This is a genomic window from Serratia sp. 14-2641 (genome assembly GCF_001692375.1).
Taxonomy (GTDB): Bacteria; Pseudomonadota; Gammaproteobacteria; order Enterobacterales; family Enterobacteriaceae; genus Chania; species Chania fonticola_C.
In genome coordinates this window covers 470,992-495,591 of the sequence record NZ_LXKR01000044.1, presented here as the reverse complement: position 1 = coordinate 495,591, position 24,600 = coordinate 470,992, and the positions used below count along the sequence as shown (strand labels likewise).

Below are 24,600 nucleotides of genomic sequence, written 5' to 3'. Positions count from 1 at the left end.
AAAAACCTGTTGGCCAAGAGCCGTGATACAGGTGTCATCCTCAGACAGGAGTTCCTAATGTCCAAACAGCAAATCGGCGTTGTCGGCATGGCGGTGATGGGCCGCAATCTGGCTTTGAACATCGAAAGCCGTGGCTATACCGTTTCTATCTTTAACCGTTCAGGCGATAAGACTGACGAAGTTATTGCAGAGAACCCAGGCAAAAACCTGGTGCCGCACTACACCGTCGAAGAGTTTGTTGCATCGCTGGAAACACCGCGCCGCATTTTGCTGATGGTAAAAGCGGGCGAAGCTACGGACAAGACCATTGCCTCGCTGACTCCGCACCTGGATAAAGGCGATATCCTGATCGACGGTGGTAACACCTACTATCAGGATACTATCCGTCGTAACCGCGAGCTGTCTGCTCAGGGCTTCAACTTTATTGGCACCGGCGTTTCCGGTGGCGAAGAAGGAGCGCTGAAAGGGCCTTCAATCATGCCTGGTGGCCAGAAAGAAGCTTACGAGCTGGTGGCACCCATCCTGAAGAAAATCGCCGCTGTGGCCGAAGGTGAGCCATGCGTGGCCTATATCGGTGCTGACGGTGCTGGCCACTACGTGAAGATGGTGCACAACGGTATCGAATATGGCGACATGCAGCTGATCGCAGAAGCCTACTCCTTGCTGAAGCAGGCGCTGAATCTGAACAACGAGCAGTTGGCGGAAACCTTCGCCGAGTGGAACAAGGGCGAACTGAACAGCTACCTGATCGACATCACCAAAGACATCTTCACCAAGAAAGACGAAGAGGGTAAATACCTGGTTGATGTGATCCTCGATGAAGCGGCCAACAAAGGCACCGGCAAATGGACCAGCCAGAGCTCTCTGGATCTGGGCGAACCACTGTCATTGATCACCGAGTCTGTGTTTGCACGTTACCTGTCTTCTCTGAAAGACCAGCGCGTAGCGGCTTCTAAAGTCCTGACCGGCCCGAAAGTTGCGGCCTTCAGCGGTGAGAAAGCCGAGTTTGTCGAGAAAGTTCGTCGCGCTCTGTACCTGGGTAAAATCGTTTCCTATGCGCAGGGCTTCTCTCAGTTGAAAGCGGCTTCCAAGGAAAACAACTGGGATCTGAACTACGGCGAAATTGCCAAGATTTTCCGTGCCGGTTGTATCATCCGCGCTCAGTTCCTGCAGAAGATCACCGATGCCTACGCTGAGAATGCCGACATCGCCAACCTGCTGCTGGCACCTTACTTCAAGCAAATCGCCGATGAGTATCAGCAGGCGCTGCGTGATGTGGTTTCCTATGCGGTGCAGAACGGTATCCCAACGCCAACCTTCTCTGCGGCGATCGCGTACTACGACAGCTATCGCTCTGCGGTGCTGCCTGCCAACCTGATCCAGGCGCAACGTGACTACTTCGGTGCTCATACTTATAAGCGTACCGATAAAGAAGGCGTATTCCATACCGAATGGATGGAATAATCCCGCTCGTTGAACGATAAAAAAAGCCGCCGAGGTTAACGCCCGGCGGCTTTTTTATTGCCTGCAAAACAGGATTATTTCTTCTCGTGCCGTTCGCGCAGGCGGCCAATCACCTTACTCAAATCCAGCTCCTGATCCTGCAACAGCACCAGCAGGTGGTAAATCAGGTCAGAAGCTTCATTGGTCAGTTCTTCGCGATCGTTTACCGTGGCGGCCAGGGCAGTTTCTACGCCTTCCTCGCCAACCTTCTGTGCAATGCGCTTGGTTCCGCTGGCATACAGCTTGGCAGTGTACGAGCTATCCGGGCTGGCGGTTTTACGCGAAGCCAGCAATTGTTCAAGCTGGTATAGGAAGCCCCAGTCGCTGCTTGCCGGATGGAAGCAACTGTCGTTACCCAAATGGCAGGTTGGGCCAATCGGGTTGGCCAGGATCAGCAAGGTATCGTTATCGCAGTCTGGCGTAATGCTGACCACGTTAAGGAAGTTGCCTGAGCTTTCGCCTTTGGTCCACAGGCGCTGCTTGGTCCGTGAGAAAAACGTCACCTTGCCGGTTTGCTCGGTAACGTCCAGGGCGGCCTGATCCATATAGCCCAGCATTAATACTTCGCCGGAAACGGCATGTTGTACGATTGCCGGCATCAGGTTGTCGGTTTTTGCCCAATCCAGCTTAGCTTTCTGTTGTTCTGTTAACACACGCGTATCTCCACGCCTTTCTCTGCCAGGAACCGTTTCAGTTCGCCGATATTGATGATTTGCTTATGGAATACCGAAGCCGCCAGTGCGCCGTCAACGTCGGCATCGCGGAAGGCTTCCAGGAAGTGTTCCATGGTACCGGCACCGCCGGAGGCGATCAGCGGCACCTTGCACACCTCACGTACCCGCTTCAACTGTTCCAGATCGTAACCGTTGCGTACGCCGTCCTGGTTCATCATGTTGAGCACAATCTCCCCAGCGCCACGCTTTTGCACTTCCTGCACCCAATCGAGGGTTTGCCACTCGGTGACTCGGGTGCGGCTTTCATCCCCGGTATATTGGTTGACGTGGTATTTGCCGGTTGCGGCTTCATACCAGGTGTCGATCCCGACCACGATGCACTGTACGCCAAAGCGATCGGCCAGGCGGCTGATCAGCGTTGGGTCGGCCAGCGCAGGGGAGTTGATGGAGATCTTGTCCGCCCCAAAGGAGAGGATCTGGCTGGCGTCTTCGGCACTCTTGATGCCCCCGGCCACGCAGAACGGAATATCGATCACTTCCGCAACCCGTGAAACCCAGCTTTTGTCTACCACCCGTCCATCGCTGGAGGCGGTGATATCGTAAAAGACCAGTTCGTCGGCACCTTCCTGCGCGTAGCGCTGGGCCAGTGGCACGATGTCGCCAATGATTTCGTGGTTACGGAACTGCACGCCCTTGACCACTTGCCCGTCCTTGACGTCCAGACAAGGGATTATCCGTTTTGCCAGCATGCGATAGCCTCCTCAACGCTGAATTTACCGTCCAACAGGGCGCGCCCGACGATCACCCCTTCCACACCACTGCCACGCAGCTGGGCGATATCGTCCAGATTGCCGATGCCGCCAGAAGCCTGGAAGGCGATCTGCGGATAACGTTGGCACACTTCCTGATACAGCCCCACGTTGGAGCCTTTCAGCGTACCGTCGCGTGAGATATCGGTGCACAGCACATGTTTCAGGCCAAACGGCAGATATTGCTCAACCACCTGTTCCAGCGTGGCTTCCGAGTCTTCCTGCCAGCCGCTGATAGCCACGTTCTTACGGCCTGTGGCGTCGATGCGTACGTCCAGCGCCAGCACCATGGCATCGGCACCGTAGCGTTCAAACCAACCCTGTACCATCTCGGGCTGCTTGACTGCGGTGGAGCCGACGACCACACGCTTGGCTCCGGCTTCCAGCAGTGCCGCAACGTCTTGTTCGTTACGGATACCGCCGCCAACCTGTACCGGCACGCTTACCCCGGCCAGCAGTTTACGCAACAGTGGGATCTGACGAGCCGCCGGATCTTTGGCACCGGTCAAATCAACCAGGTGTAAAACTTGCGCCCCTTGCTGCTGATAGTCTTGCAGACGCAGCAGCGGATCGTTGCCGTAGTCGCGCTGTTGGCCGTAATCGCCCTGATGCAGGCGCACTACGTTACCGTCGATCAAATCCAAAGCGGGAATAATCATGCTGCCTACATCTCCAGAAAGTTCTTCAACAGTTGCGCCCCGGCGTTGCCAGATCGCTCTGGATGAAACTGCACGCCAAAGAAGTTGTCTTTTTGTACGGCGGCGGTGAAGGGCTCGCCGTAGTTCGCCTGAGCGATGGTGCTTGAGCATATCGGCATCGCATAACTGTGAACGAAGTAAAAGTAAGCACCATCCTCGATGCCGCGGAACAGATGATCGCCGGCCTGCGCCGTAACCTGGTTCCAGCCCATATGGGGCAAAGGCAGGCCAAAATCGGTCATCTGTGTTACCGGAGTATCGATAATCCCTAGCGTTTTGATACCCCCATTTTCTTCACTGCTGGCTGCCAGCAACTGCATACCCAGGCAGATCCCCAGCACTGGCTGGGTACAGGCCTTGATCAGATCGATCAGGTCGCGCTGTTCCAACTGGTCCATTGCCGCCTGTGCAGTACCCACACCAGGCAGGAACAGTTTGTCGGCTCGCAGCACGATTTCCGGATCGCGGCTCACCTGTGGCTGATAGCCCAGGCGCTGCACCGCATAGTTGACCGAGGCGAGGTTGGCGCAGCCGGTGTCCAGGATCACCACGTTCATCACAGCACTCCTTTCGAGCTGGGCAGCGTATTGCCCTCAACGCGGATCGCCTGGCGCAGCGTGCGGCCAAACACCTTGAACAGGCTTTCGACACGGTGATGGTCGTTTTTACCTTTGGTGCGCAGGTGCAGGGTGCAGCCCATGGTGTAAGACAGCGAGCGGAAGAAGTGCTCGATCATCTCGGTGCTGAGATCGCCTACGCGCTGATAGTTGAACTCGGCTTTATATTCCAGGTGTGGGCGGCCAGAGATATCCAGTGCGCAACGGGCCAGGCATTCATCCATCGGCAATACGAAGCCGAAACGTGCGATGCCGCGTTTGTCGCCCAAGGCTTTACTCAGAGCTTCGCCCAGCGCCAATCCGGTGTCTTCTACCGTGTGGTGATCGTCGATGTACAGATCGCCGTTCACCTGAATATCCATCCGGAAGCCGCCGTGGGTGGCAATCTGATCCAGCATGTGGTCGAAGAAGCCGACGCCGGTTTTGATCTTGCTGCCGCCTTCACGATCCAGCCAGACCTTGACGTCAATCTGCGTCTCTTTGGTCACGCGGTTGACGTGCGCATAGCGATCGCGTTTGGTCAACTGTTGGGTGATGGCCTGCCAGCCCAGCGCCTGGCGCTGATACAGCAGCCCCTGAATACCCATATTGGCCGCCAGTTGAATGTCGGTTTGGCGATCGCCAATCACATAGCTGTTGGCCACGTCTATCACGCCCGGCTCCAGATAGCCTTTGACCATGGCAACCTTCGGTTTACGACAGTCGCAATGGTCTTCCGGCTTGTGCGGGCAGATCAGGATATCGTCGAATTTGACGCCCTGGGAGCTGAGGATCTGCATCATCAGGTTGTGCGGCGGATCGAAGGTTTCCTGCGGGAAGCTGGCGGTGCCCAGGCCGTCCTGATTGGTGATCATCACCAATGTGAAACCGGCTTGCTGCAAGGCCAGCAGGGCAGGGATCACCTCTGGCTCCAGCGCCAGTTTATCCAGGCGGTCGACCTGGAAATCTTCCGGGGGTTCAGCAATCAGCGTGCCGTCACGGTCAATAAAGAGATATTTTTGGCTCACGTTGGCTCCTATGCGCCGGGCAGAGTATTGAGTGCGTCAACGACGCGCTGGCATTCGTTACGGGTGCCGATGGTGATCCGCAGGCAACCGGACAGGCCAGGCTGTTTATTTTGGTCTCGCAAGATAATGCCCTGATCCCATAAGGTTTTAAAGACATGACTTGAGGCGGTAAAGCGAACCAGCAGGTAATTGCTGTCACTGGTGAAGACCTGCTCCACGCAGGCGCAGTCTTGTAACGCCTGCTGAAGCCAACTGCGGTTGGCGGCAATCTCGGTGACGCGCTGGCGCATAACGCGGATCCCCTCGGTGCTCAGCGCCTGGGCGGCGATGTCGGCCACCGGGGTCGAGAGCGGATACGGGGCAATCACTTTCAGCAGCAGGGCTATCACTTCCTCATTGGCCAGGGTGAAGCCGCAGCGCAGGCCAGCCAGGGCGAAGGCTTTGGACAGCGTGCGCAATACTACCAGGTGCGGGTAATCATTCAGCCAGCTAGCAACCGAGGCCTGCGGACAGAACTCGATATAAGCTTCATCGATGGCGACGATCGCTTTGCCTTTGGCCAGTTCCAGCAGGTTACGCAGATCGTTGGGATCGAGCAGGTTGCCAGTCGGGTTATTCGGGCTGCAGGCGTAGATCAGTTTGACGTTATCCAGGCTGGCAGCAATTGCAGGTAGATCGAGCTGCCAATCTTCTTTGGCGGCGACCGTGCGGCGCTCTACGTTAAAAGTCTCGGCGCTGACGGCGTACATGCCGTAAGTCGGTGGGCAAAACAGGATGGCGTCTTTACCTGGCTCGCAAAAAGCACGGATCAGCAGTTCGATACCTTCATCTGCGCCACGGCTGACCAACACCTGGTCTTTATTCACCCCGGCGTAGGCGGCGTAGCGCTCAATCACCAGTGCAGGTTGGCATTCCGGGTAGCGGTTAAAGGTCTGGGCGGTCAGTTGAAACTCTGGCGCAACCGGGTATTCGTTGGCATTCAACCAGACGTCACCTTTGCCACCAAGGCGGCGTGCCGACTGATACGGGGTCAGCTCGCGCACGTTTTTGCGTGCTAATTCTTCGATGCTCATGCTTGCTCCTTCAGTGCGGCGACGCGTAGGGTCACGGCGTTTTTGTGGGCGACCAACTGTTCGGCGGCTGCCAGGATCTCAATGGTTGGGGCCAGGGTCATAAAGCCTTGCGGCGTCAGTTCCTGTACCGTCATGCGCTTTTGGAAATCCGCCAGCCCCAGGCTAGAGCAGGTGGCGGTATAACCATAGGTTGGCAGCACGTGGTTGGTGCCGGAAGCATAATCACCGGCGGACTCCGGCGACCAGTCACCGAGGAACACCGAACCAGCGCTGGTAATGCTGTCCACCAGATCGCGCGCGCTGCGGGTCTGAATAATCAGGTGCTCTGGGCCGTACTGGTTGCTGATGGCGACACACTCGGCCAAATCCTTCGCCACAATCAGGCGGCTGCTGGCCAAAGCCTGGCGGGCGGTTTCTGCCCGTGGCAGCTGTGCCAGCTGTTGCTCAACCGCTACGGCGACCGCTTCGGCCATCGCGGCGTCTGGGGTTAACAGAATGACCTGTGAATCCGGGCCATGTTCGGCCTGAGACAGCAGATCGGAAGCGACAAACGCCGGGGTTGCGCCGCTGTCTGCAATCACCAGCACCTCGGAAGGGCCTGCGGGCATATCGATGGCCGCACCGTCCAGCCGTTGGCTGATCTGACGTTTGGCTTCGGTGACAAAGGCGTTGCCCGGCCCGAAGATTTTCGCTACCCGTGGCACCGAATCCGTGCCAAACGCCATGGCGGCAATCGCCTGCGCGCCACCGACCTGGAATACTTCCTGAACGCCACAGAGTTTGGCGGCATACAGGATCTCATCGGCGATCGGCGGTGGGGAACACAGCACCACGCGGCGGCAACCGGCAATGCGTGCCGGGGTAGCCAACATCAATACCGTGGAGAACAGCGGTGCGGAACCGCCAGGGATATACAGACCCACCGAATCGATTGGGCGGGTCACCTGCTGGCAACGCACGCCGGGCAGGGTTTCAACGTCTACCGCTGGCAGCTGTTGTGCATTGTGGAAGGTTTCCACGTTGGCGACGGCTACGGCCATCGCCTGTTTGATCTCGTCACCCAGACGGGCGCAGGCTTGATCAATCTGCTCTGCCGTTACGCGTAATGCTGCGACTTCGGTTTTATCAAACTTGGCGCTGTACTCACGTAGCGCGCTGTCACCGTTGGCCTTCACGTTATCGAGGATCTCGCGCACCGTACGGGTGATGCTGTCCGAAGCCGAAATGGCCGGGCGCATCAGCAACTCCGCGCGCTGTTCCGCGCTGCAATTGCCCCAATTGACGACGGTATTGAAGTTTGGCATGGCGTTACTCCATCATCTTCTCAATTGGCAGGACCAGAATGGAGCTGGCACCCAGGGCTTTGAGCTTTTCCATGGTTTCCCAGAACAGGGTCTCACTGCTGACCATGTGCATCGCTACGCGGTTCTGAGAGCCTGCCAGCGGCAGAATGGTCGGGCGTTCTGCTCCCGGCAGCAGCGCGACGATTTCGTCCAGGCGTTCGCTTGGCGCGTGCAGCATGATGTATTTGGATTCGCGCGCCTGGATCACGCCTTGGATGCGGGTCATCAGGCGGTCAATCAACTGTTGTTTGGCTTCCGGCATTTCGCCGTCACGCTGGATCAGGCAGGCTTTCGAGCGGTAAATCACTTCCACTTCACGCAGGCCGTTGGCTTCCAGGGTGGCACCGGTAGACACCAGGTCACAGATAGCGTCTGCCAAGCCTGCGCGCGGAGCCACTTCCACCGAGCCGTTCAGCAGGCAGGATTTAAAACGAACGCCTTGTTTATCGAGGTATTGCTTGAGCAGGTGCGGGTAAGAGGTTGCGATGCGGGAGTCTTGCAGGCTTTGCGGGCCAGAGTATTCGCTATCCAGCGAGGTGGCCAGCGACAGGCGGCAACCCCCAAAATCCAGGCGGCGCAGCGTGAAGTAACGCGGGTCTTCGCCCTGAGCACGGCGGTTGAGCAGTTCCTCTTCCAGCACGTTCTCACCAATGATACCCAGATCCACCACGCCATCCATCACCAAGCCTGGGATATCGTCATCACGTACGCGCAGGATATCGATCGGCATATTCTCGGCGAAGGCAATCAGGCGTTGTTGCTGCAGGTTGATCTTGATGCCGCAGCGGGCCAGCAATTCCTGAGACTCTTCGCTCAGGCGGCCTGATTTCTGCATGGCGATACGTAAACGTGTTTTGTCCAACATGATAACCTCTGTTTAATCTGTAATTTTATGAATTTGTTATTAAAATTATTTTTCTGTCTGTCCGGAGCCAAAAAAAAACCCTCGGAAGATATCTTCCGAGGGCTCTTTCTTGCGTTTAGTTCGTTCTACGCGCCACTGGAAGATTCGAGAATCGTCTTCCAGCACACATCGCCTGAAAGACTAGTCAGGATGATGGTGATGATGGTGGTTGAACTGAACGCGAGTCATGTCATTTCTCTTTAAAATTGGGTCAGCCAGTGCTGAGGTGCTAATTAAGCTAAACTATCCGTTGTATAACTTGCAACCCTTTTTTGTGGTTATGAATTTAATTTATTGAAAGCGGCTGAGTTATTAGCCGTACGCGGCTTTACCCAACCTTAAGGTTAACCGATTGTAACCACCAGCGCGGTGGCGTAGCCTAGAGGAGTATCTCACTATCGCCTGCGGTGTGGCCGGTGGCCTTCCGCAACGGTGAAGTTGGGCTTGTTAGTCGATTCTTAGGGGCATACTGATGAAAAAAGTCGCCATTGTGGGTCTGGGTTGGTTAGGGATGCCGCTGGCTTTATCGTTAATGGGCCACGGGTATGAAGTGGTTGGCAGTAAAACTACGCCGGATGGGGTAGAAGCCGCGCGGATGAGTGGTATCGAATGTTATCGCCTGGAACTGACGCCGGAGCTGATTTGCGAAGCTCGCGATCTGGAACAGCTGTTGTACACGGATGCGTTGGTGATCACTCTGCCAGCCAGCCGTACCGTCGAAGGGAGCGCAAGCTACTTTGATGCCGTACGTATGCTGGTAGACAGCGCGATAGCGTTTGGCGTGCCGCATATTATCTTTACCAGCTCCACGTCGGTTTACGGTGAAACCACCGGTACCGTTCGGGAAGATTCGCCGCTCAAGCCGGTGACATCGGCTGGCCGAGTGCTGGAGGAGTTGGAGCTTTGGCTGCATCAATTGCCCAACACGTCGGTGGACGTTTTGCGCTTGGCAGGGCTGGTGGGTGGAGATCGTCATCCAGGCCGTTTCCTGGCGGGTAAGGTTGACGTCAAGGGCGGTTCGCACGGGGTCAATCTGGTGCATCAGGATGACGTGATTGCGGCCATCCAACTGCTGCTGAAGCTGCCGAAGGGCGGGCACACCTATAATCTTTGTGCGCCAGGCCATCCGCTCAAACGTGATTTCTACCCGGCGCTGGCCGAGCAACTGCATCTGCAACCTCCGCAGTTTGCGCAAGAAGATGAACAAGAAGGGCGGCTGGTGGACGGTAGCCGTATCTGTAACGAGCTGGGGTTTGAATATCAATACCCAGACCCGAATCGCATGCCGATCAGTTAACCAAATCAAACTGTCCCGCAGCTTGCGGGGCAGTGCTCCTCCAAAAATCTTGCTTATTTTTTTACTCTCCCAGTTTGATTATTAAACATGACTAAATTATAAGGAAATTAATTTTACGCATTGATATTGATAGTAATAATCTAAATCCTTCACATTCCCCCATTTAAGACTCATCATTTATATTTATCATTTGTGTAAAATTCGAGTTAATAGAAGTTTGAGTTTCTCTCCGCTATTTTCAAACTGTTGCGATAAGTATTAACATACGCTCGGTTTTTTCTAAAAGGTACCTATCCTCTCAAGCGTCTAATGGCAGTTTTTACATGAATTTTCTTAATAAAAAAAATACAGCGGTCTCACCTATCGCCATTTCTGCGCTGTTACCTTGCGCTCTGTGTATGGCGGTAAACGTACAAGCCAGCGATCGGGCAGTGGACCAATCTTCCATGGTGGTCACGGCCAAGCGCAGCGGTCTTTCAGAATTGAGTACTCCGGCAGCGGTTAGCGTGCTTAATGGCGATGAACTTCGTCAGGCCAGGCCGCAGATTAATATCTCCGAAGGGCTGGGCAGCGTGCCGGGGCTGCAAATCCAAAATCGTCAGAATTATGCGCAAGATTTGCAACTGTCAATCCGTGGGTTTGGCTCGCGCTCAATGTACGGCGTCCGCGGCGTACGCATTTATGTGGATGGTATTCCTGCCACCATGCCGGATGGCCAAGGGCAAACGTCGAATATCGATCTCAATTCAGTGGATAAGGTGGAGGTTTTGCGCGGGCCGTTTTCTGCGCTGTATGGCAACGCTTCCGGCGGCGTCATCAATGTAGAGACCGAAACCGGCCAACAGCCGAACAAGATTGAAGCGGGCATGTATAGCGGCAGTGACGGCACCTGGCGCTACGGCATGAAAGCCAGCGGTGCAACCGGCGATGGCACGCACGCCGGTGACGTGAACTACGCCGTCTCCACGACCCGTTTTACCACCGAAGGGTTCCGCGACCACAGTGGGGCACGCAAGAACCTGGGCAACGCGCGTTTGGGTGTGCGCATTGATGATGTCAGCACGCTGACGCTGTTGTTTAACTCGGTCGACATTAATGCCGACGATCCCGGTGGTTTAACCGAAGCTGAATGGCACGACAATCCGCGCCAGGCCCCAAGAGCAGATCAATACAACACGCGTAAAACCATCTCACAAACCCAGGCCGGGTTGCGCTATGAACGTCAGATGAGCGCCAATGACGATCTGAGCATCATGACTTACGCCGGTGAGCGGGAAACCACGCAGTATCAGTCAATACCAGTGGCCGTACAGCAGCGTAGTGAACAACATCCCGGCGGAGTGATCTCTCTGGCTCGTCATTACCAGGGAATCGATACTCGCTGGACTCATCGCGGTGAAATCGCCACCTTGCCGTTCAGCCTGACGGGTGGGCTCGACTACGAAACCATGAGCGAGCAGCGCAAAGGCTATGAGAACTTCACGGTAGTTAATGGCGTTAACGAATTGGGGACCAAGGGTAATCTTCGGCGGGATGAACGCAACCTGATGTGGAATGTGGATCCCTATCTGCAAACTTCCTGGAACCTGACCCAACGTTTGACGCTGGATGCCGGAGTGCGCTTCAGCACCGTCAATTTTGACTCCAACGATCGCTATATTACCGGCAGTAATGGCGATGACAGTGGTGATGCCCGCTATCACCAGTGGCTGCCAGTAGGCTCGCTCAACTATGCGTTGACCACGGCCTGGAACGTGTACGCTTCCGCCGGGCGTGGTTTTGAAACCCCTACCATCAATGAACTCTCTTATCGCCCCGGTGGCGTGGCGGGGCTCAATCTCGGTCTAAAACCTGCTACCAGCGATACCGTTGAATTAGGAAGCAAGACCCGTATCGGCAACGGCCTGTTCAGCGCGGCGCTGTTCCAAACCGATACCAAAAACGAAATTGTCGTCGATGAGAGCAGCAACGGGCGCACCAGCTATAAGAACGCGGGGCAAACCCGTCGCCGTGGGGTGGAGTTAGCGCTGGATCAACAGTTCAACTACGACTGGCGTCTGCAAATGGCCTGGACACTGCTGGATGCCACTTACCGCGATGATGTCTGCGGCGACAGCATCTGTTCTGCCGCAAAACAGGTGCCGAAGGGCAACCGCCTGCCGGGGATTGCCCGCAATATGGGATACGCCTCGCTGGCCTGGTCGCCGCCGCAAGGTTGGTTCGCCGGTGCTGAACTGCGCTATATGAGCGATATCCAGACCAACGATCAGAATTCACAGCAGGCACCGTCCTACACCGTGGCGGCGCTGAATACAGGTTATCGCTACCCGGTTGGGAACTGGCAATTTACCGTTTTTGGCCGGGTAGACAATCTGTTTGATCGCCAGTACGTCGGCTCGGTGATTGTCAACGAAGGCAATGGCCGCTATTTCGAACCCGCTCCAGGCAGAAACTGGGGTGGGGGCATGAGTGTTGCTTATTCATTTGAGTAGTAAGCAGGAGTACAGCGGGGAACCTAACCCCCGTTGAGTTGTTATCTTGGGATGGTTATTTATGACACCAGTGAGTGCGCCAAAATTTGCGCGTTGCTAGCGGTGGGAGAAAGTGAATATGGCAAAGACAGGCAATAAACGAAGTATAGGGAATTACTTGATGTGGCTGCTGGGGGGGCTGATGGGCGTCATCGGCCTCGCGCTGGCAATCGGCGGCGTTTACCTGGCTTCATTGGGAGGGAGCCTCTATTTTGGGTTGATGGGCGTGGTGATGCTGATCGCTGCGGTACTGGTGATCAAGCTCAAACCTGCAGGTATATGGGTGTATGCGCTGGCCTTTGTGTTCACCCTGATTTGGGCGTTGTGGGATGTTGGCCTGGATTTCTGGCCGTTGTTCTCACGCTTGTTTATGTTCGGCGTGCTGGCCTTCCTGGCCGCGTTGGCCTATCCATGGTTGAAGAAACGTGCCGGTCATCCGGTTCGCGGCTTCGTCAGCTATTCTTTGGCTGGGTTGCTGGCGGTTGCGTTGGTGGCTGGATTTGGTTACACCTTTGTGCCTACGCCACTGGTGGCGGCCAAGGAAGATATTCCGGTTAAACCTGTGGCTGCCGGTAGTGAGCAGAAAAACTGGGAACATTGGGGGAATACTACCCACGGTGACCGTTTTGCCGCGCTGGATCAGATCAACAAGTCTAACGTCAGCAAGCTGAAGGTGGCGTGGATTGCCCATACCGGCGATATTCCACAAAGCAACGGCTCTGGCGCTGAAGACCAGAATACCCCGTTGCAGATCGGCAACACCCTGTATGTCTGTACTGCTTACGGCAAAGTGCTGTCGTTGGAAGCCGATACCGGCAAAGAGTTGTGGTCCTACGATCCTAAAGCCTCTGCACCTAACTGGCAGCGTTGCCGTGGCCTGGGTTATTACGACAATGCGGCTCAGCCAGCCTCATCGCCAGTGGTTGCCGCTAGCGCTTCGGCACCGGCCATGTGCGAACGCCGTCTGTTCCTGCCAACCATCGATGCGCGTTTGATTGCCATTGATGCCGATACCGGCAAACCTTGCGCCGACTTCGGCGATAACGGTACTGTCGATCTGAAAGCGGGCATGGGCGAAGTTAAACCGGGTTATTACCAGCAAACCTCAACCCCATTGGTGGCGGGTAACCTGGTGGTGGTCGGTGGCCGCGTAGCGGATAACTTCTCTACCGGCGAACCTCCTGGTGTGGTACGTGCTTATGATGTGCATACTGGTGAACTTGCCTGGGCATGGGATCCGGGTAACCCGGCCATTACCAAGCTGCCACCAGCGGGTGAAACCTATACGCGCGGTACGCCGAACGTATGGTCCGCAATGTCCTACGACGCCAAACTGAATCTGATCTATCTGCCGACCGGTAACGCCACGCCTGACTTCTTTGGCGGCGAGCGTACCGAGCTGGATGATAAATACAGTTCTTCCATCGTGGCTGTTGATGCCACCAGCGGCAAAGTACGTTGGCATTTCCAAACCACGCACCATGACCTGTGGGACTTTGACCTGCCTTCCCAGCCGTTACTGTACGATCTGCCAGATGGCAAGGGGGGGACGACACCCGTGCTGGTGCAAACCAGTAAGCAGGGCATGATCTTTATGCTCAACCGTGAGAACGGTCAGCCAGTGGCGAAAGTAGAAGAACGTGAAGTACCGCAGGGCAATGTGCCTGGCGAACGTTACTCCAAAACCCAGCCGTTCTCGGTGGGAATGCCGAATATTGGCAACGAGACGCTGACCGAGTCCGACATGTGGGGCGCAACGCCGCTCGATCAACTGCTGTGCCGCATCGAGTTCAAAGGGATGCGTCACCAGGGCGTCTATACACCACCGGGTATCGACCGTGCTTTACAATATCCTGGCTCGTTGGGCGGGATGAACTGGGGCAGCGTCTCTGTGGATCCGAACAATGCCATCATGTTTGTTAACGATATGCGTTTGGGGCTGGCCAACTCGATGGTGCCACGCAGCAAGGTGCCGACCGGCGCCAGCGGCATCGAAATGGGTCTGGTTCCGATGGACGGTACGCCGTTCGGTGCGATCCGTGAACGCTTCCTCTCCCCACTGGGCATTCCATGCCAGAAGCCACCGTTTGGCACCATGTCAGCGGTAGACCTGAAGTCGGGCAAACTGGTGTGGCAGGTTCCGGTAGGTACGGTGCAGGATACGGGGCCGCTGGGCATTAAAATGCGTATGCCGATGGAAGTGGGCATGCCAACGCTGGGTGCGAGCTTGTCAACTCAATCCGGTCTGCTGTTCTTTGCTGGTACTCAGGATTTCTACCTGCGTGCCTTCGATACGGCAACCGGGAAAGAGATCTGGAAAGAGCGTCTGCCAGTGGGCAGCCAGTCCGGCCCAATGACCTTTGTATCGCCGAAGAACGGCAAGCAATACATTATCATCAGCGCTGGTGGTGCTCGTCAGGCCGCAGAGCGGGGTGACTATGTCATTGCTTATGCTCTGCCAGACGAAAAGTAACTAACTGGTAGTTCACCAATAAATAAAGGGGTTAGCACTGCTGCTAACCCCTTTATTGTTTTCCGCGGTAGTCGAAGTCAGACTTTTGAACCCCAGAGATCGTACTCGTCGGCGTTCTCAATCTTCACTTTGACGATATCGCCGACTTTGACATTGGCTTCACCGTTGAGGTAAACCGCGCCGTCGATTTCCGGTGCGTCCGCCATGCTGCGGCCAATGGCACCTTCCTCATCCACTTCGTCGATCAGCACCAGCACTTCGCGGCCAATCTTGTCTTGCAAGCGTTGGGCGGAGATTTGCTGCTGCAACTGCATAAAGCGATGGAAGCGTTCTTCCTTCACTTCTTCTGGTACCGGGTCGGCCAGTTCATTAGCGGCAGCACCCTCTACCGGGCTGAACTTGAAGCAGCCAACGCGATCCAGCTTGGCTTCGGTCAGGAAGTCGAGCAGCATCTGGAAGTCTTCTTCGGTTTCCCCAGGGAAGCCAACGATAAAGGTGGAGCGCAGCGTCAGCTCCGGGCAGATTTCGCGCCAGCGCTTGATGCGCTCCAGCGTGCGTTCAACCGCGCCAGGGCGTTTCATCAGCTTGAGGATTTTCGGGCTGGCGTGCTGCAGTGGAATATCCAGATAAGGCAGGATCTTGCCTGCTGCCATCAGCGGGATCACGTCATCCACGTGCGGGTAAGGGTAAACGTAGTGCAGACGCACCCAGGCACCCAGGCTGGAAAGCTGTTCACACAGGCTGACCATGCTGGTTTTTACCGGCTGGCCGTTCCAGAAACCGGTGCGATGTTTGACATCGACGCCGTAGGCCGAGGTGTCTTGTGAGATCACCAGCAGCTCTTTCACCCCAGATTCCACCAGGCGTTTGGCTTCATCCAGTACGGAACCGATCGGGCGGCTGTCCAGATCGCCACGCATCGATGGGATGATGCAGAAGGTGCAGCGATGGTTGCAGCCTTCGGAAATCTTCAGGTAGGCGTAGTGCTTTGGCGTCAGCTTCACGCCCTGCGCCGGGGTCAGGCTGGTAAAGGGGTTATGTTCCGGTTTCGGCACATATTGGTGAACGTGGGACAAAACCTGTTCGTAGCTGTGCGGCCCGGTAATTTCCAGGACCTTTGGATGCACCTCACGGATTTGGTTTTCCTTGGCACCGAGGCAGCCGGTCACAATCACCTTGCCATTCTCGTTCAAGGCTTCACCGATCGCTTCCAGTGACTCTTGAACGGCGCTGTCGATAAAGCCGCAGGTGTTCACGATCACCAGCTCGGCATCATCATAGCGGGGCACTACCTGGTAACCTTCGTTACGCAGTTCAGTCAGGATCCGTTCAGAATCAACCAGGTTTTTCGGGCATCCTAATGATAAAAATCCAATCTTAGCCATTTTTTTGTACTATACATTGCTCAGAATTGGGAGATTATACATATGCCACTGCTGTACAGCTATATCCGTTGGTCATCTGAACGACAGGCGAAGGGGACAACTCTTCAGCGTCAGATGACGAGTGCAAAGGAGTTTGCCTTAGCAAACGGGCTTGAGCTTGTTGAAATCATAGATCCCGGAGTCAGTGCTTTTCGAGGGAAAAACACGAAAACTGGAAGATTGGGTGATTTTATTGATGCTGTCAGAGAGGGCGTAATCCCTGATGATAGTTGGCTTTACGTGGAAAATTTAGACCGTCTTACGCGTCAGGATGTGACTACCGCACAAAAGTTATTCATTGAATTGCTAGATCTTGGGCTAACACTAGTTACGGGGATGGATAAGCGAGTGTATACGCTTGAATCCGTAAATCAGAACCCCACAGACCTGATGATCTCAATTCTCATGTTCAGCCGTGCCAATGAAGAGAGCAAAACTAAGCAAACTCGCACAGTGGGTAATGTAGAAGCTTTAGTCGAACGTCATAAGGAAGGCTTACCTGTCAATATCAAATCTTGTGGTAAGCACCCTTTCTGGATTGATGATAGTGGTTCTCAATATGAAGCAGTACGCCAGCATCCTGAGTACTGGAAAGTTGCACGTGAAGCGATTGATCAGTTCTTACAGGGGCATGGCATCTATAAAGTAAAACGCCACCTTGATGAAAAGTACCCAAATGGATTGAATGGTAAGGAATGGGACTATCAAGTACTAAAAAGAATGCGTGATAATAGAGCACTAATCGGTGAGCGTACTATTAAAATCGGTAATAGAGAGCATAAACTGATAGGGTACTATCCATCATTGTGTACAGAAGAAGTTGAGTTTCTGAAACTTCAGGAGCTCAAAAAGCAAAATGGATATAAATCTAAGAAGGATAAGCTTAACGACAATATTAATCTATTATCCGGCTTGACTTTAATGAGATGTAGTAAATGTGGCGGGACTATGACAGGATTCCTGAATAGGGGGAAACCACGTTATATATGTCTAAATGGTAGGCATTTACAGAAAGGGTGTGTCGGTTGGTCTGTAACTGCACCATTAGTTGATCAGTGCGTCATTACGGCACTAATGATGGGATATATTGATGATAGTCGTAAAAAAGGACAGGACACAACTGACTTAACCCATTTAATTGATCGTAAAAGTACTGAAATATTAGGGATTGATAATGTTATTAGAGATCTTACTTATACTATTGGGAGAGTTCCGAACGTTGAGCAGTTAGTGGATAGGTTGAATGCTCTTTCTTCGGAGAGAGAAATATTACTTAAAGAGGTTGATAAGCTCAAAACTCGTAAAACAATGATTGAAAGTAAAGGGTCATTTGAATTCACGATTATTGAATTCATGGGGTTGATTCAGTGGGGGGTTTTTGTTGATGTTACCAATGAGTCAAGAAATAAAATTAGAACAACTATCAATAATATCATCGAATATGTGATTATTGATAAGACTGATGGATGTATTACGATCAAAGTCAAATGTTTGGGCTCTGATGAGGTGTTTGTGTTCGGTGGTTATAATCGAAAACCGTTCTGGAAATTCGACGTAGAGACACATATAGATGAAGGTATTAAGTTGTTAGTTACGGATATGACTATTAATGAAAAGTTGCAAGGGGTCGCTGATTTGTACGGAAACGTTGTCGACGCATACAAGGCGTATTACGAGACAGTGAAGGGCATGATGGCAGTTGTGGGTTATCCAGAGCTCGAAGGAAGAGCATTTTGGCCTAATAGATAATGCTATAATAATTTATATAGATTTCTAAGTGTCTAAATACAAATAACAATAGTAACGAAAGGCCAGATACTGGAATGGCTGACCTTTCCAAACTAATCAGTATGGAGCGTGAAAGTGATTTATTTTACAGCTGTATTAGTTAAAATTAAGAATGCAGCGTGTATATTATCCACGCGAAAACTAATAAAAACGATCTAAGTACTGGGATATTACAGGCTAATATTAATTAACATATTTAATAGGGGTATTTATCATGGCGGGAAAGAAAAAAGTTTTCGACAATTCAGAACTAAAAAGCATTCTAAAAGGGTACTCATATCTAAACCAATTTACACCAGAAGGTATTCAAATTCTACAGGAAGCAATTGATGAGGAATTTGTAGGTACTACAAGTAAGTTTGGTGGAAAAAGAAAGGAAGTACTTAATTTAGTACTGACACTATCTAACATCGATTACACAACGGTAGATAACAAAATGAATATCAAACGTAAACTAAAGGGTGAGCCAACCATAAAGAAGTCTATGTTATATAATTACCGTAACATTGCTATCAGGGCATCAAAGAAATTACTTGAAGCGTATAACCATGGAGTGGTGATCATACATCAACTAAAAGGTAAGTCACGTACTCTATCAAGACAAGAAAAAGTAAAACTACGCAATATGATTAACAACAATGCGACATTGGACGCTATCCAAACCTTTATTAATGGCCTTTGATCATCTTTCCAACATTTTGGTGATAAAATTGTTGCTATGGAAAGATGATGGCTGTATATGGTTAAAAAACACACAATAATGGTTAAAAATGCCCCTAAAACCCGCATTTTACCGTGTATTTTCACCATCTTTCCAACTAATAATATAATATTACCATTTCATGGAAACATGAATTATTAAAAAGATTTTCATTATGAACTACGTCCAAATTCAGTCTTTGAGTGCCTACACTCCCTGTGGTCGTATAGTCACTGAAAAACAAAATTAAACCGATCCTTGCGTTTTTTCTCGCTTGTAGCTCGAACAACACGCAGGGATTTACTCGCTATCGCTCAGACAACTAACAGTGTTGCATGTACTACCAAAGTAATTAATCAAAGTCTTCTGAGTCGCCACGTACCCCCGTCACCGAATCCAACCCGCACACACCCTCCCTTGATGATGATGTTTACGACAAAACGCACAGGAAGTTCCCTTAACGCGATTTGCATAACTAACGCGTCTAGACCTACAAAGCCCCGCAAAATGCCGTAGTGACGCTATGAAAGCGTCTGATAGGGTGTTCAGCAAGTGCTCCTTGTATTGAAATCAGATACATAGCCTGCTTCATGTCTTACGAATCCCCTTGAGCGATTTTACCTATTGATTTGTATTAAATTAATAGATTTTGATAGTCTGTAGCGATCAATTTACCTATTATTGATCGTTAATATCGATCGTTGTTGGGTGTGCATGTTACTCTTGAGTACCTGAACACGGATAGCCTTAAGTCCGTACTTTTGGCCTGAAAGAAGCTAACGGGAGTGATAAAACTGTGAGAGTTGTACAACTGATAATCTATGGACTTTGGGGAGTCTTCCTTTGTCTGGCTGGGATTGAAAAATTTGGTGATTTCTTCGCAATTGGTACTGGTTTCTGGTCAGTCATCATGCTTACGGTCGCTGGAGTGTGCCAACTATTGGCAAGTACTCTCGCGATAGGTTGGGCAGTACTGGCATTGGGAACTATGAGGTCTAAGTATCTACCCTATAAATTCGTTAACAATTATACGGTGCCAGTACTGATTTTTGGGCTTGCTATTGTGGCAAGTGCGGCCCGATCCTCAAGCGATGAATCTAGAGCACAAAAACTTGGATTTAAAGACGGCAAAGAGTTTGCCATCGCTCGCAAAAATAACATTACGAATGTTGCAGATTACGCCAAATTTGCGGAAGAACAACGCATCAAAGCAGCAGAAAAGACGGCTCAGGATGCTGTATTTGCCTTGGAAAAAGAACAGAAAGCGAAAGAAGAAGAGGCTAAATGTCTTGATGATGCTGAATGTTATTCTTCAAAACATCACAGGGGGGATTATATCTGTAAGGTTGCCGTTGAAAACTCAGCACGGTATCAGTTCAAGTGGACTGATGGAGTAATTGAACCTAAATTCTCTTCATACAGCTGGTACGATAAAGATAAGAAATTAGTTACTCTTTATGGGCATAGAGCACAGGCTCAAAATGGTTTTGGTGCTTTTAAAAATATACAGTACTCCTGTACGTTCAATGCTGACACTGGTGAAGTATTAAGTACTAACCTTCAATAAGGAATGTTTAAATGAAAAAGAATTCTATAGCGGCAATTTTATTTTGTTGTTCTGTTTCGTCAATAGCCGCAGTACCTGACGGGAAAACTGAAAAGCCCTTTGTTATTGGTAATGAAGTTATTTGCTTGAAAGAAATTCAGAAGCAAATCACTCCCTATCTCAATTCATTTGAACAAGAACGAGGAGTTAAGTACAAGTACAATGTTAAATCGGGTTTATCGTACAAAGATAGTATCGGGTTGAGAGTACAGATTAACCGTGTCGATTCAGGGCTGAATGTGCGGGTTGCTGATCTGGATTACTACTGGCTACAGGAACGCGGCAGTATGTGCGAACCAGCGTACATGGTACTTGATCGCTTTAGTTGAATGTAAGTTGAGAGGCCATTAATTTGGCCTCAGTTAAGACTAATTTTCACCAATGATGGATATCTGCTTATTGTAGAATGCAGAAAGTTTCTTTTCTTTGTCTTTATCAATGCTCCTGACAAAAGATAATATACCCTTTATAATTTCATGTTTGTTTAAAACTTCATTTCTTACTAAATCGTAAATTCTTTTTCTGTAGACGCAATAATCTTTTTTACTAATGGTGATTCTAGGTGTGACGGTTAACCCTGTAACTTCTCTGCGAACTTTGGGGCCTAGGAATTTTTCTTTTTTTGAGTTTATAGTAAAACCTTCATCACAAATTATTTCTTTTATTAAATAAGATGACTTTTGTAAGATTAGTATTTTGTTTCCAGATATGCAAAGATCATCAGCATACCGTGTATATGTTAAAGCACGCTTTTTACAATACGTAGATAAACGGTGGTCAAGTCTTAAACAAACAAGATTAGATAAGGCTGGTGATGTTGGGGCACCTTGAGGTAAATATCCCTCTTTAGTGCAAAATGATGTAAGAATAAATGCTATGTTGTTATTGTAACCAATGTTTTTAAATAAAGTATATACATGAGATGCTTGTACATTGCTAAAGAAATCCTTGAAATCAAGATTCAGTATGTATTGATTTCCTTCATGAGGTTTTGCATTATCAAGTATCGATTTTTTTCTTACAAAGCCTTTTGCGTAAACGGAAGGTGATAACTTATCTAAGATGTATCTTAGCACCCAGCGTTGTATTGCTTTTAATTCTTTGACAGGGCTTTCAATGTATCTAATCCCACCGGATTTTTTTTTCATTTCAATGCGATGATAGTATCTATGATTACTGAAGCTAAATTTTGAAATAACCTCTTTCGGGAGCCTCATGAATTGAGATAAATCGTCCGCATTCTCAAGAATTGGAAGGGATAAAAGTTGTTGGGTGTACTTTCCTTGATGAGTATTCATTTTAATTTCATCATAGTAGAGGTTCATTATCTGGCTTTAAAAAGTGTGTGCTAGTTTTTAACGACTAAAGCTGCAATGCTTGATGTACGAGTCCCCCAAGTCACGGTGGGCGGGAGTTGGGGGACTCGATCATCAAGCTATCTCTGTGATGAACTGCGGGAACGGAGAGACTCTCCATCCTCTGTGAACTTAACTAGCGGACTAGGTAAGTCACCAGCTTAAAAACTAGCACACGCCATAATTCTATGCTGAATCTTAATCAGTGTCTAGCATATTGTTTATTCATGATTTTTGCTCTTAATTCAGTAAGCGATGATTTCAAGTAGAAACTATTAATTATTGAATTGTAACCGATTTGAGTTATAGTAAATAATCCCTCTTGTTGGTTAATCATTCCTGCTCTTATGAGGGAGTGTGTTGCAGCTTTACACGCAACATTATCTCGATTGTCAAACTTTCTCTCCATGATCAATTCCATGGTCTTGTATACCGAGCGTAAATTCAAATCATCGAATAGATAGATTAAAAGAAGAACATGTTTTGAATATAATAATATGTTATCTAGTTCTTTTTTCTTTCTGCCACTTGGAAGAGTTTTCTTAATCTTCCCAAGTACTACCTTTACATGTTCGGAATTCTTTTCATCGAAGTTTTTGGGAATATCATATATTTCACCACCATGGGATCTGACAAGCCTTATAGGGCCATGATTTATAAAGCTTTTTCCTGATTTAAATTCTCCCATTCTCATCACAAGCATTTTGTTTGCTAAGGTTTTATCCATAGAAAATGCACCTAGTTCAGCGAAAGAACCAGGGCTTTCAGGTATAAGAACTATAAGATCAACAGAGTTTGCAAGTTGAGTTTCTAGGGATAGCAAACTATTCTTTCCCTGACCTTCGAGGAGGTCTTCAAACAAATCCTCTGGATAAGTTAGAGTTATACCCTTCTCTTGGGAAAGAAAAGTTGAGAATTTATACCGAAGACTTTTTTTGTCAGATTTATCTTTCCCACATAAGAAGATTGTTTTTTTGGAATCATCAAATCCATTAATCAATAGATTTCTAATTTCATCGATAGTTTGATGAATATGCAGATCTGGGAATCTGTTGACGATGCTATCTCTGGGAAGTTTCATGTTTGTTCCTAACATTGGCACCTCTCGTAAGTAACCCCATACCTTATTATAAAAACAGCATGACTGCATCATAAATCTCTTAGCTCACCAGTGTGCAATAGTATCTAAAACATATGTATATCAGGGAGATATGCTTCATTATCCAAGATAAGTATTACAGCTTGTCGTGGCGTTAGAATTTCAGGTCGTTTAGAGGGAGAAAAATCAAAACTCAGCTCATCTGTTTTTTGACAAAAAAGTTTAAGTAATCTTTTACTCAGGAAAAAGTACAGTCAGTTTTTTTCTGCACGATTTGAAATCTCATTCGTCTGATCATGTTTAGCCCCGCCGACCAAATGTCGCGTACTCAGATCTCTGTATCGGCCTTTTCACTAACCCGGCATCGACTAAAAAATGAACGATCAAAATCTCTTTTGGGTACTCCCAAACGATACTCCTCTTTTGCGTCTCACTTAGTATCATTTAGATATTGATTGAAATTAAATGATACTGTATCATTGAGTTAATTTAAATGATACTAATCGGTAGTGAGGGCAGAAAAATGATTTTTGGTTATGCGAGAGTCTCAACGAAGGATCAGAATCTTGAGCGTCAGTTGGCAGTACTGGAACCTGTTTGTGACAAAATCGTTACAGAGAAAGAATCAGGTAAGTCCACCAGCGAAAGACCTGAATTGTTGAACCTGCTTTCACACCTCCGTGAAGGTGATACCCTCATTACGCATTCCATTGATCGCCTCGCACGTAATACCCGCGATTTGTTGGAGATGATTGATAATCTCGTTGAGCGTGGGATCACTGTTCAGTTTCTTGCAAACTCAATGAGCTTCGACAACTCCCCACAATCCCGCCTAATCCTAACCATGATGGGAGCCGTTGCAGAATTTGAGCGAGGCATGATCGCATCACGCCGCAACGAGGGGATTGCTCTTGCCAAAGAAGCCCGGAAGTACAAGGGCAAGCAAAAGAACAAGGAACTTCATAGCAAAATTATCGATATGTTACAGGCTGGGAAGAACACTCCCGACGAGATCGCGAAGTTGTGTGATTGCGGTCGGGCTACAGTGTTCCGCGTGAAGAAAGAAATGCTTGCCAGTACTGTCAGTATTGGAGACTGATATAGCGGAAGGGAGGTTAAAACACATACTTTCCGACCGGAACTCGTTGAATCCTTTCGATATCAATATGTTGTTTTATAGCGAGTTTTAAATTAAAACAGAATTATACTCATGGCAATATTAAGAAATTTATGAAAATGACAAAAAAATTACTATTCCATCTGAAAGAAGTTTGTATCCTAATCCTGTTATTCATTTCACGAATGATAATGATATCCTATTGAATATTATTAAAAAAGAGTTTGTACTTAAGAACTACTCCGTGGATGCAATTGGTGCTTTTTTCACTTCCGAAATGATTTCATGGGATTTAATCATTGATGCAGGATGTACAGGACGTTGCATTGAACTTTGTGCGGGAATAGGGCTGCTATCATTCGAACAGTACCAAAGTACGACCAGAACAAATTACATGTGTAGAACTGAATCCCGAATACGTCATGATTGTGCAAGGGGTACTTCCAGACGCTGAATGGATCTTTGGTGATGCTCTCCAGTACTCCACCAATGAACGATACGATGTTGTCTATGCACATACACCATTCGGTAAGATCAATACCTCAGAGGCCATTACAGGTCGTTATAGGGTAGGGAATTTGA

At 49.9% G+C, this 24,600-nt stretch carries 21 protein-coding genes and 1 other annotated feature; of the genes, 9 read left to right on the top strand and 12 right to left on the bottom strand.

Annotation, left to right across the window (positions count from 1 at the left end; genetic code table 11):
* The first annotated feature begins 57 nt into the window (after window positions 1-57).
* Complete coding sequence (gene gndA / locus A6U95_RS17610; RefSeq protein ID WP_065685396.1) at window positions 58-1,464, top strand: NADP-dependent phosphogluconate dehydrogenase; 1,407 nt, start codon at window positions 58-60, stop codon at window positions 1,462-1,464.
* Window positions 1,465-1,538: 74 nt separating this feature from the next.
* Here gndA and hisIE read toward each other — a convergent pair whose 3' ends face one another.
* The 9 genes from hisIE to hisL all read right to left on the bottom strand — a co-directional run bounded on the left by hisIE (window position 1,539) and on the right by hisL (window position 8,817).
* Window positions 1,539-2,156, bottom strand: a complete 618-nt coding sequence (gene hisIE / locus A6U95_RS17605; RefSeq protein WP_021805010.1) for a bifunctional phosphoribosyl-AMP cyclohydrolase/phosphoribosyl-ATP diphosphatase HisIE — start codon at window positions 2,154-2,156, stop codon at window positions 1,539-1,541.
* A complete protein-coding gene (hisF, locus tag A6U95_RS17600; RefSeq protein WP_021179972.1) occupies window positions 2,150-2,926 on the bottom strand; it encodes an imidazole glycerol phosphate synthase subunit HisF in 777 nt (258 codons plus the stop codon). Before hisF ends, hisIE begins: the two co-directional genes overlap by 7 nt.
* Window positions 2,908-3,645, bottom strand: coding sequence for a 1-(5-phosphoribosyl)-5-[(5-phosphoribosylamino)methylideneamino]imidazole-4-carboxamide isomerase (gene hisA, locus A6U95_RS17595; RefSeq protein ID WP_065685395.1), 738 nt, complete (start codon window positions 3,643-3,645; stop codon window positions 2,908-2,910). Before hisA ends, hisF begins: the two co-directional genes overlap by 19 nt.
* Window positions 3,646-3,650: 5 nt before the next feature.
* The gene (hisH, locus tag A6U95_RS17590; protein ID WP_021179970.1) at window positions 3,651-4,241 is read right to left on the bottom strand and encodes an imidazole glycerol phosphate synthase subunit HisH; all 591 of its coding nucleotides are present in this window, start codon (window positions 4,239-4,241) and stop codon (window positions 3,651-3,653) included.
* Window positions 4,241-5,308, bottom strand: a complete 1,068-nt coding sequence (hisB, locus tag A6U95_RS17585; RefSeq protein ID WP_065685394.1) for a bifunctional histidinol-phosphatase/imidazoleglycerol-phosphate dehydratase HisB — start codon at window positions 5,306-5,308, stop codon at window positions 4,241-4,243. Before hisB ends, hisH begins: the two co-directional genes overlap by 1 nt.
* Window positions 5,309-5,316: 8 nt before the next feature.
* Window positions 5,317-6,381 carry a histidinol-phosphate transaminase gene (gene hisC / locus A6U95_RS17580; protein ID WP_065685393.1) on the bottom strand — a complete coding sequence of 355 codons (1,065 nt, stop codon included), beginning with the start codon at window positions 6,379-6,381 and terminating at the stop codon, window positions 5,317-5,319.
* Window positions 6,378-7,685: a histidinol dehydrogenase gene (gene hisD, locus A6U95_RS17575; protein ID WP_065685392.1), complete on the bottom strand. Its 1,308-nt coding sequence runs from the start codon at window positions 7,683-7,685 to the stop codon at window positions 6,378-6,380. Before hisD ends, hisC begins: the two co-directional genes overlap by 4 nt.
* Before the next feature lie 4 nt (window positions 7,686-7,689).
* Entirely contained in the window at window positions 7,690-8,589 is a 900-nt protein-coding gene (gene hisG, locus A6U95_RS17570; protein WP_021179966.1) for an ATP phosphoribosyltransferase, read from the bottom strand.
* A 69-nt stretch (window positions 8,590-8,658) separates the two neighbouring features.
* Window positions 8,659-8,794 (bottom strand) — a sequence feature (His leader region).
* Window positions 8,770-8,817 (bottom strand): his operon leader peptide, encoded by a 48-nt coding sequence (gene hisL / locus A6U95_RS30745; protein ID WP_100396937.1) that lies wholly within the window; start codon window positions 8,815-8,817, stop codon window positions 8,770-8,772. Its footprint overlaps the feature before it by 25 nt.
* A 283-nt stretch (window positions 8,818-9,100) precedes the next feature.
* Between hisL and A6U95_RS17560 the strand changes: the two genes are divergently transcribed.
* From A6U95_RS17560 to A6U95_RS17550, 3 genes are all read left to right on the top strand, one after another.
* Window positions 9,101-9,925: an SDR family oxidoreductase gene (locus tag A6U95_RS17560; protein WP_065685391.1), complete on the top strand. Its 825-nt coding sequence runs from the start codon at window positions 9,101-9,103 to the stop codon at window positions 9,923-9,925.
* 323 nt (window positions 9,926-10,248) lie between these two features.
* On the top strand, window positions 10,249-12,417 hold the full coding sequence (pqqU, locus tag A6U95_RS17555; RefSeq protein ID WP_065685390.1) for a TonB-dependent receptor PqqU: 2,169 nt from the start codon (window positions 10,249-10,251) through the stop codon (window positions 12,415-12,417).
* 118 nt (window positions 12,418-12,535) lie between these two features.
* Window positions 12,536-14,929 (top strand): glucose/quinate/shikimate family membrane-bound PQQ-dependent dehydrogenase, encoded by a 2,394-nt coding sequence (locus A6U95_RS17550; RefSeq protein ID WP_024528611.1) that lies wholly within the window; start codon window positions 12,536-12,538, stop codon window positions 14,927-14,929.
* Window positions 14,930-15,006: 77 nt separating this feature from the next.
* On the opposite strand, the gene rimO is transcribed toward A6U95_RS17550, so the two are convergent.
* Window positions 15,007-16,314, bottom strand: a complete 1,308-nt coding sequence (gene rimO / locus A6U95_RS17545) for a 30S ribosomal protein S12 methylthiotransferase RimO (RefSeq protein WP_065685389.1) — start codon at window positions 16,312-16,314, stop codon at window positions 15,007-15,009.
* A gap of 42 nt (window positions 16,315-16,356) precedes the next feature.
* Between rimO and A6U95_RS17540 the strand changes: the two genes are divergently transcribed.
* From A6U95_RS17540 to A6U95_RS17525, 4 genes are all read left to right on the top strand, one after another.
* On the top strand, window positions 16,357-18,102 hold the full coding sequence (locus tag A6U95_RS17540; protein ID WP_065685388.1) for a recombinase family protein: 1,746 nt from the start codon (window positions 16,357-16,359) through the stop codon (window positions 18,100-18,102).
* 253 nt (window positions 18,103-18,355) lie between these two features.
* A complete protein-coding gene (locus A6U95_RS17535) occupies window positions 18,356-18,823 on the top strand; it encodes a hypothetical protein (protein WP_065685387.1) in 468 nt (155 codons plus the stop codon).
* A gap of 814 nt (window positions 18,824-19,637) precedes the next feature.
* Window positions 19,638-20,408, top strand: coding sequence for a hypothetical protein (locus A6U95_RS17530; RefSeq protein ID WP_065685386.1), 771 nt, complete (start codon window positions 19,638-19,640; stop codon window positions 20,406-20,408).
* 11 nt (window positions 20,409-20,419) lie between these two features.
* Window positions 20,420-20,776, top strand: a complete 357-nt coding sequence (locus tag A6U95_RS17525; RefSeq protein ID WP_065685385.1) for a hypothetical protein — start codon at window positions 20,420-20,422, stop codon at window positions 20,774-20,776.
* A gap of 39 nt (window positions 20,777-20,815) precedes the next feature.
* On the opposite strand, the gene A6U95_RS17520 is transcribed toward A6U95_RS17525, so the two are convergent.
* The gene (locus tag A6U95_RS17520; protein ID WP_065685432.1) at window positions 20,816-21,745 is read right to left on the bottom strand and encodes a retron St85 family RNA-directed DNA polymerase; all 930 of its coding nucleotides are present in this window, start codon (window positions 21,743-21,745) and stop codon (window positions 20,816-20,818) included.
* A gap of 259 nt (window positions 21,746-22,004) precedes the next feature.
* A complete protein-coding gene (locus tag A6U95_RS17515; protein WP_065685384.1) occupies window positions 22,005-22,883 on the bottom strand; it encodes a retron St85 family effector protein in 879 nt (292 codons plus the stop codon).
* A 541-nt stretch (window positions 22,884-23,424) separates the two neighbouring features.
* Here A6U95_RS17515 and A6U95_RS17510 point away from each other — a divergent pair.
* Entirely contained in the window at window positions 23,425-24,000 is a 576-nt protein-coding gene (locus A6U95_RS17510) for a recombinase family protein (protein WP_065685431.1), read from the top strand.
* The last annotated feature ends 600 nt before the right edge of the window (window positions 24,001-24,600 follow it).

Excerpts from the sequence above, each read along its gene's own strand:
- A6U95_RS17520 (WP_065685432.1), bottom strand. The coding sequence starts at position 21,745 with ATGAATACTCATCAAGGAAAGTACACCCAACAACTTTTATCCCTTCCA.
- A6U95_RS17535 (WP_065685387.1), top strand. The coding sequence starts at position 18,356 with ATGGCGGGAAAGAAAAAAGTTTTCGACAATTCAGAACTAAAAAGCATT.
- A6U95_RS17525 (WP_065685385.1), top strand. The coding sequence starts at position 20,420 with ATGAAAAAGAATTCTATAGCGGCAATTTTATTTTGTTGTTCTGTTTCG.
- pqqU (WP_065685390.1), top strand. The coding sequence starts at position 10,249 with ATGAATTTTCTTAATAAAAAAAATACAGCGGTCTCACCTATCGCCATT.
- A6U95_RS17540 (WP_065685388.1), top strand. The coding sequence starts at position 16,357 with ATGCCACTGCTGTACAGCTATATCCGTTGGTCATCTGAACGACAGGCG.
- hisG (WP_021179966.1), bottom strand. The coding sequence starts at position 8,589 with ATGTTGGACAAAACACGTTTACGTATCGCCATGCAGAAATCAGGCCGC.
- gndA (WP_065685396.1), top strand. The coding sequence starts at position 58 with ATGTCCAAACAGCAAATCGGCGTTGTCGGCATGGCGGTGATGGGCCGC.
- hisD (WP_065685392.1), bottom strand. The coding sequence starts at position 7,685 with ATGCCAAACTTCAATACCGTCGTCAATTGGGGCAATTGCAGCGCGGAA.
- A6U95_RS17560 (WP_065685391.1), top strand. The coding sequence starts at position 9,101 with ATGAAAAAAGTCGCCATTGTGGGTCTGGGTTGGTTAGGGATGCCGCTG.
- hisA (WP_065685395.1), bottom strand. The coding sequence starts at position 3,645 with ATGATTATTCCCGCTTTGGATTTGATCGACGGTAACGTAGTGCGCCTG.
- hisC (WP_065685393.1), bottom strand. The coding sequence starts at position 6,381 with ATGAGCATCGAAGAATTAGCACGCAAAAACGTGCGCGAGCTGACCCCG.
- rimO (WP_065685389.1), bottom strand. The coding sequence starts at position 16,314 with ATGGCTAAGATTGGATTTTTATCATTAGGATGCCCGAAAAACCTGGTT.
- hisF (WP_021179972.1), bottom strand. The coding sequence starts at position 2,926 with ATGCTGGCAAAACGGATAATCCCTTGTCTGGACGTCAAGGACGGGCAA.
- A6U95_RS17550 (WP_024528611.1), top strand. The coding sequence starts at position 12,536 with ATGGCAAAGACAGGCAATAAACGAAGTATAGGGAATTACTTGATGTGG.
- A6U95_RS17510 (WP_065685431.1), top strand. The coding sequence starts at position 23,425 with ATGATTTTTGGTTATGCGAGAGTCTCAACGAAGGATCAGAATCTTGAG.
- A6U95_RS17515 (WP_065685384.1), bottom strand. The coding sequence starts at position 22,883 with ATGAAACTTCCCAGAGATAGCATCGTCAACAGATTCCCAGATCTGCAT.
- hisH (WP_021179970.1), bottom strand. The coding sequence starts at position 4,241 with ATGAACGTGGTGATCCTGGACACCGGCTGCGCCAACCTCGCCTCGGTC.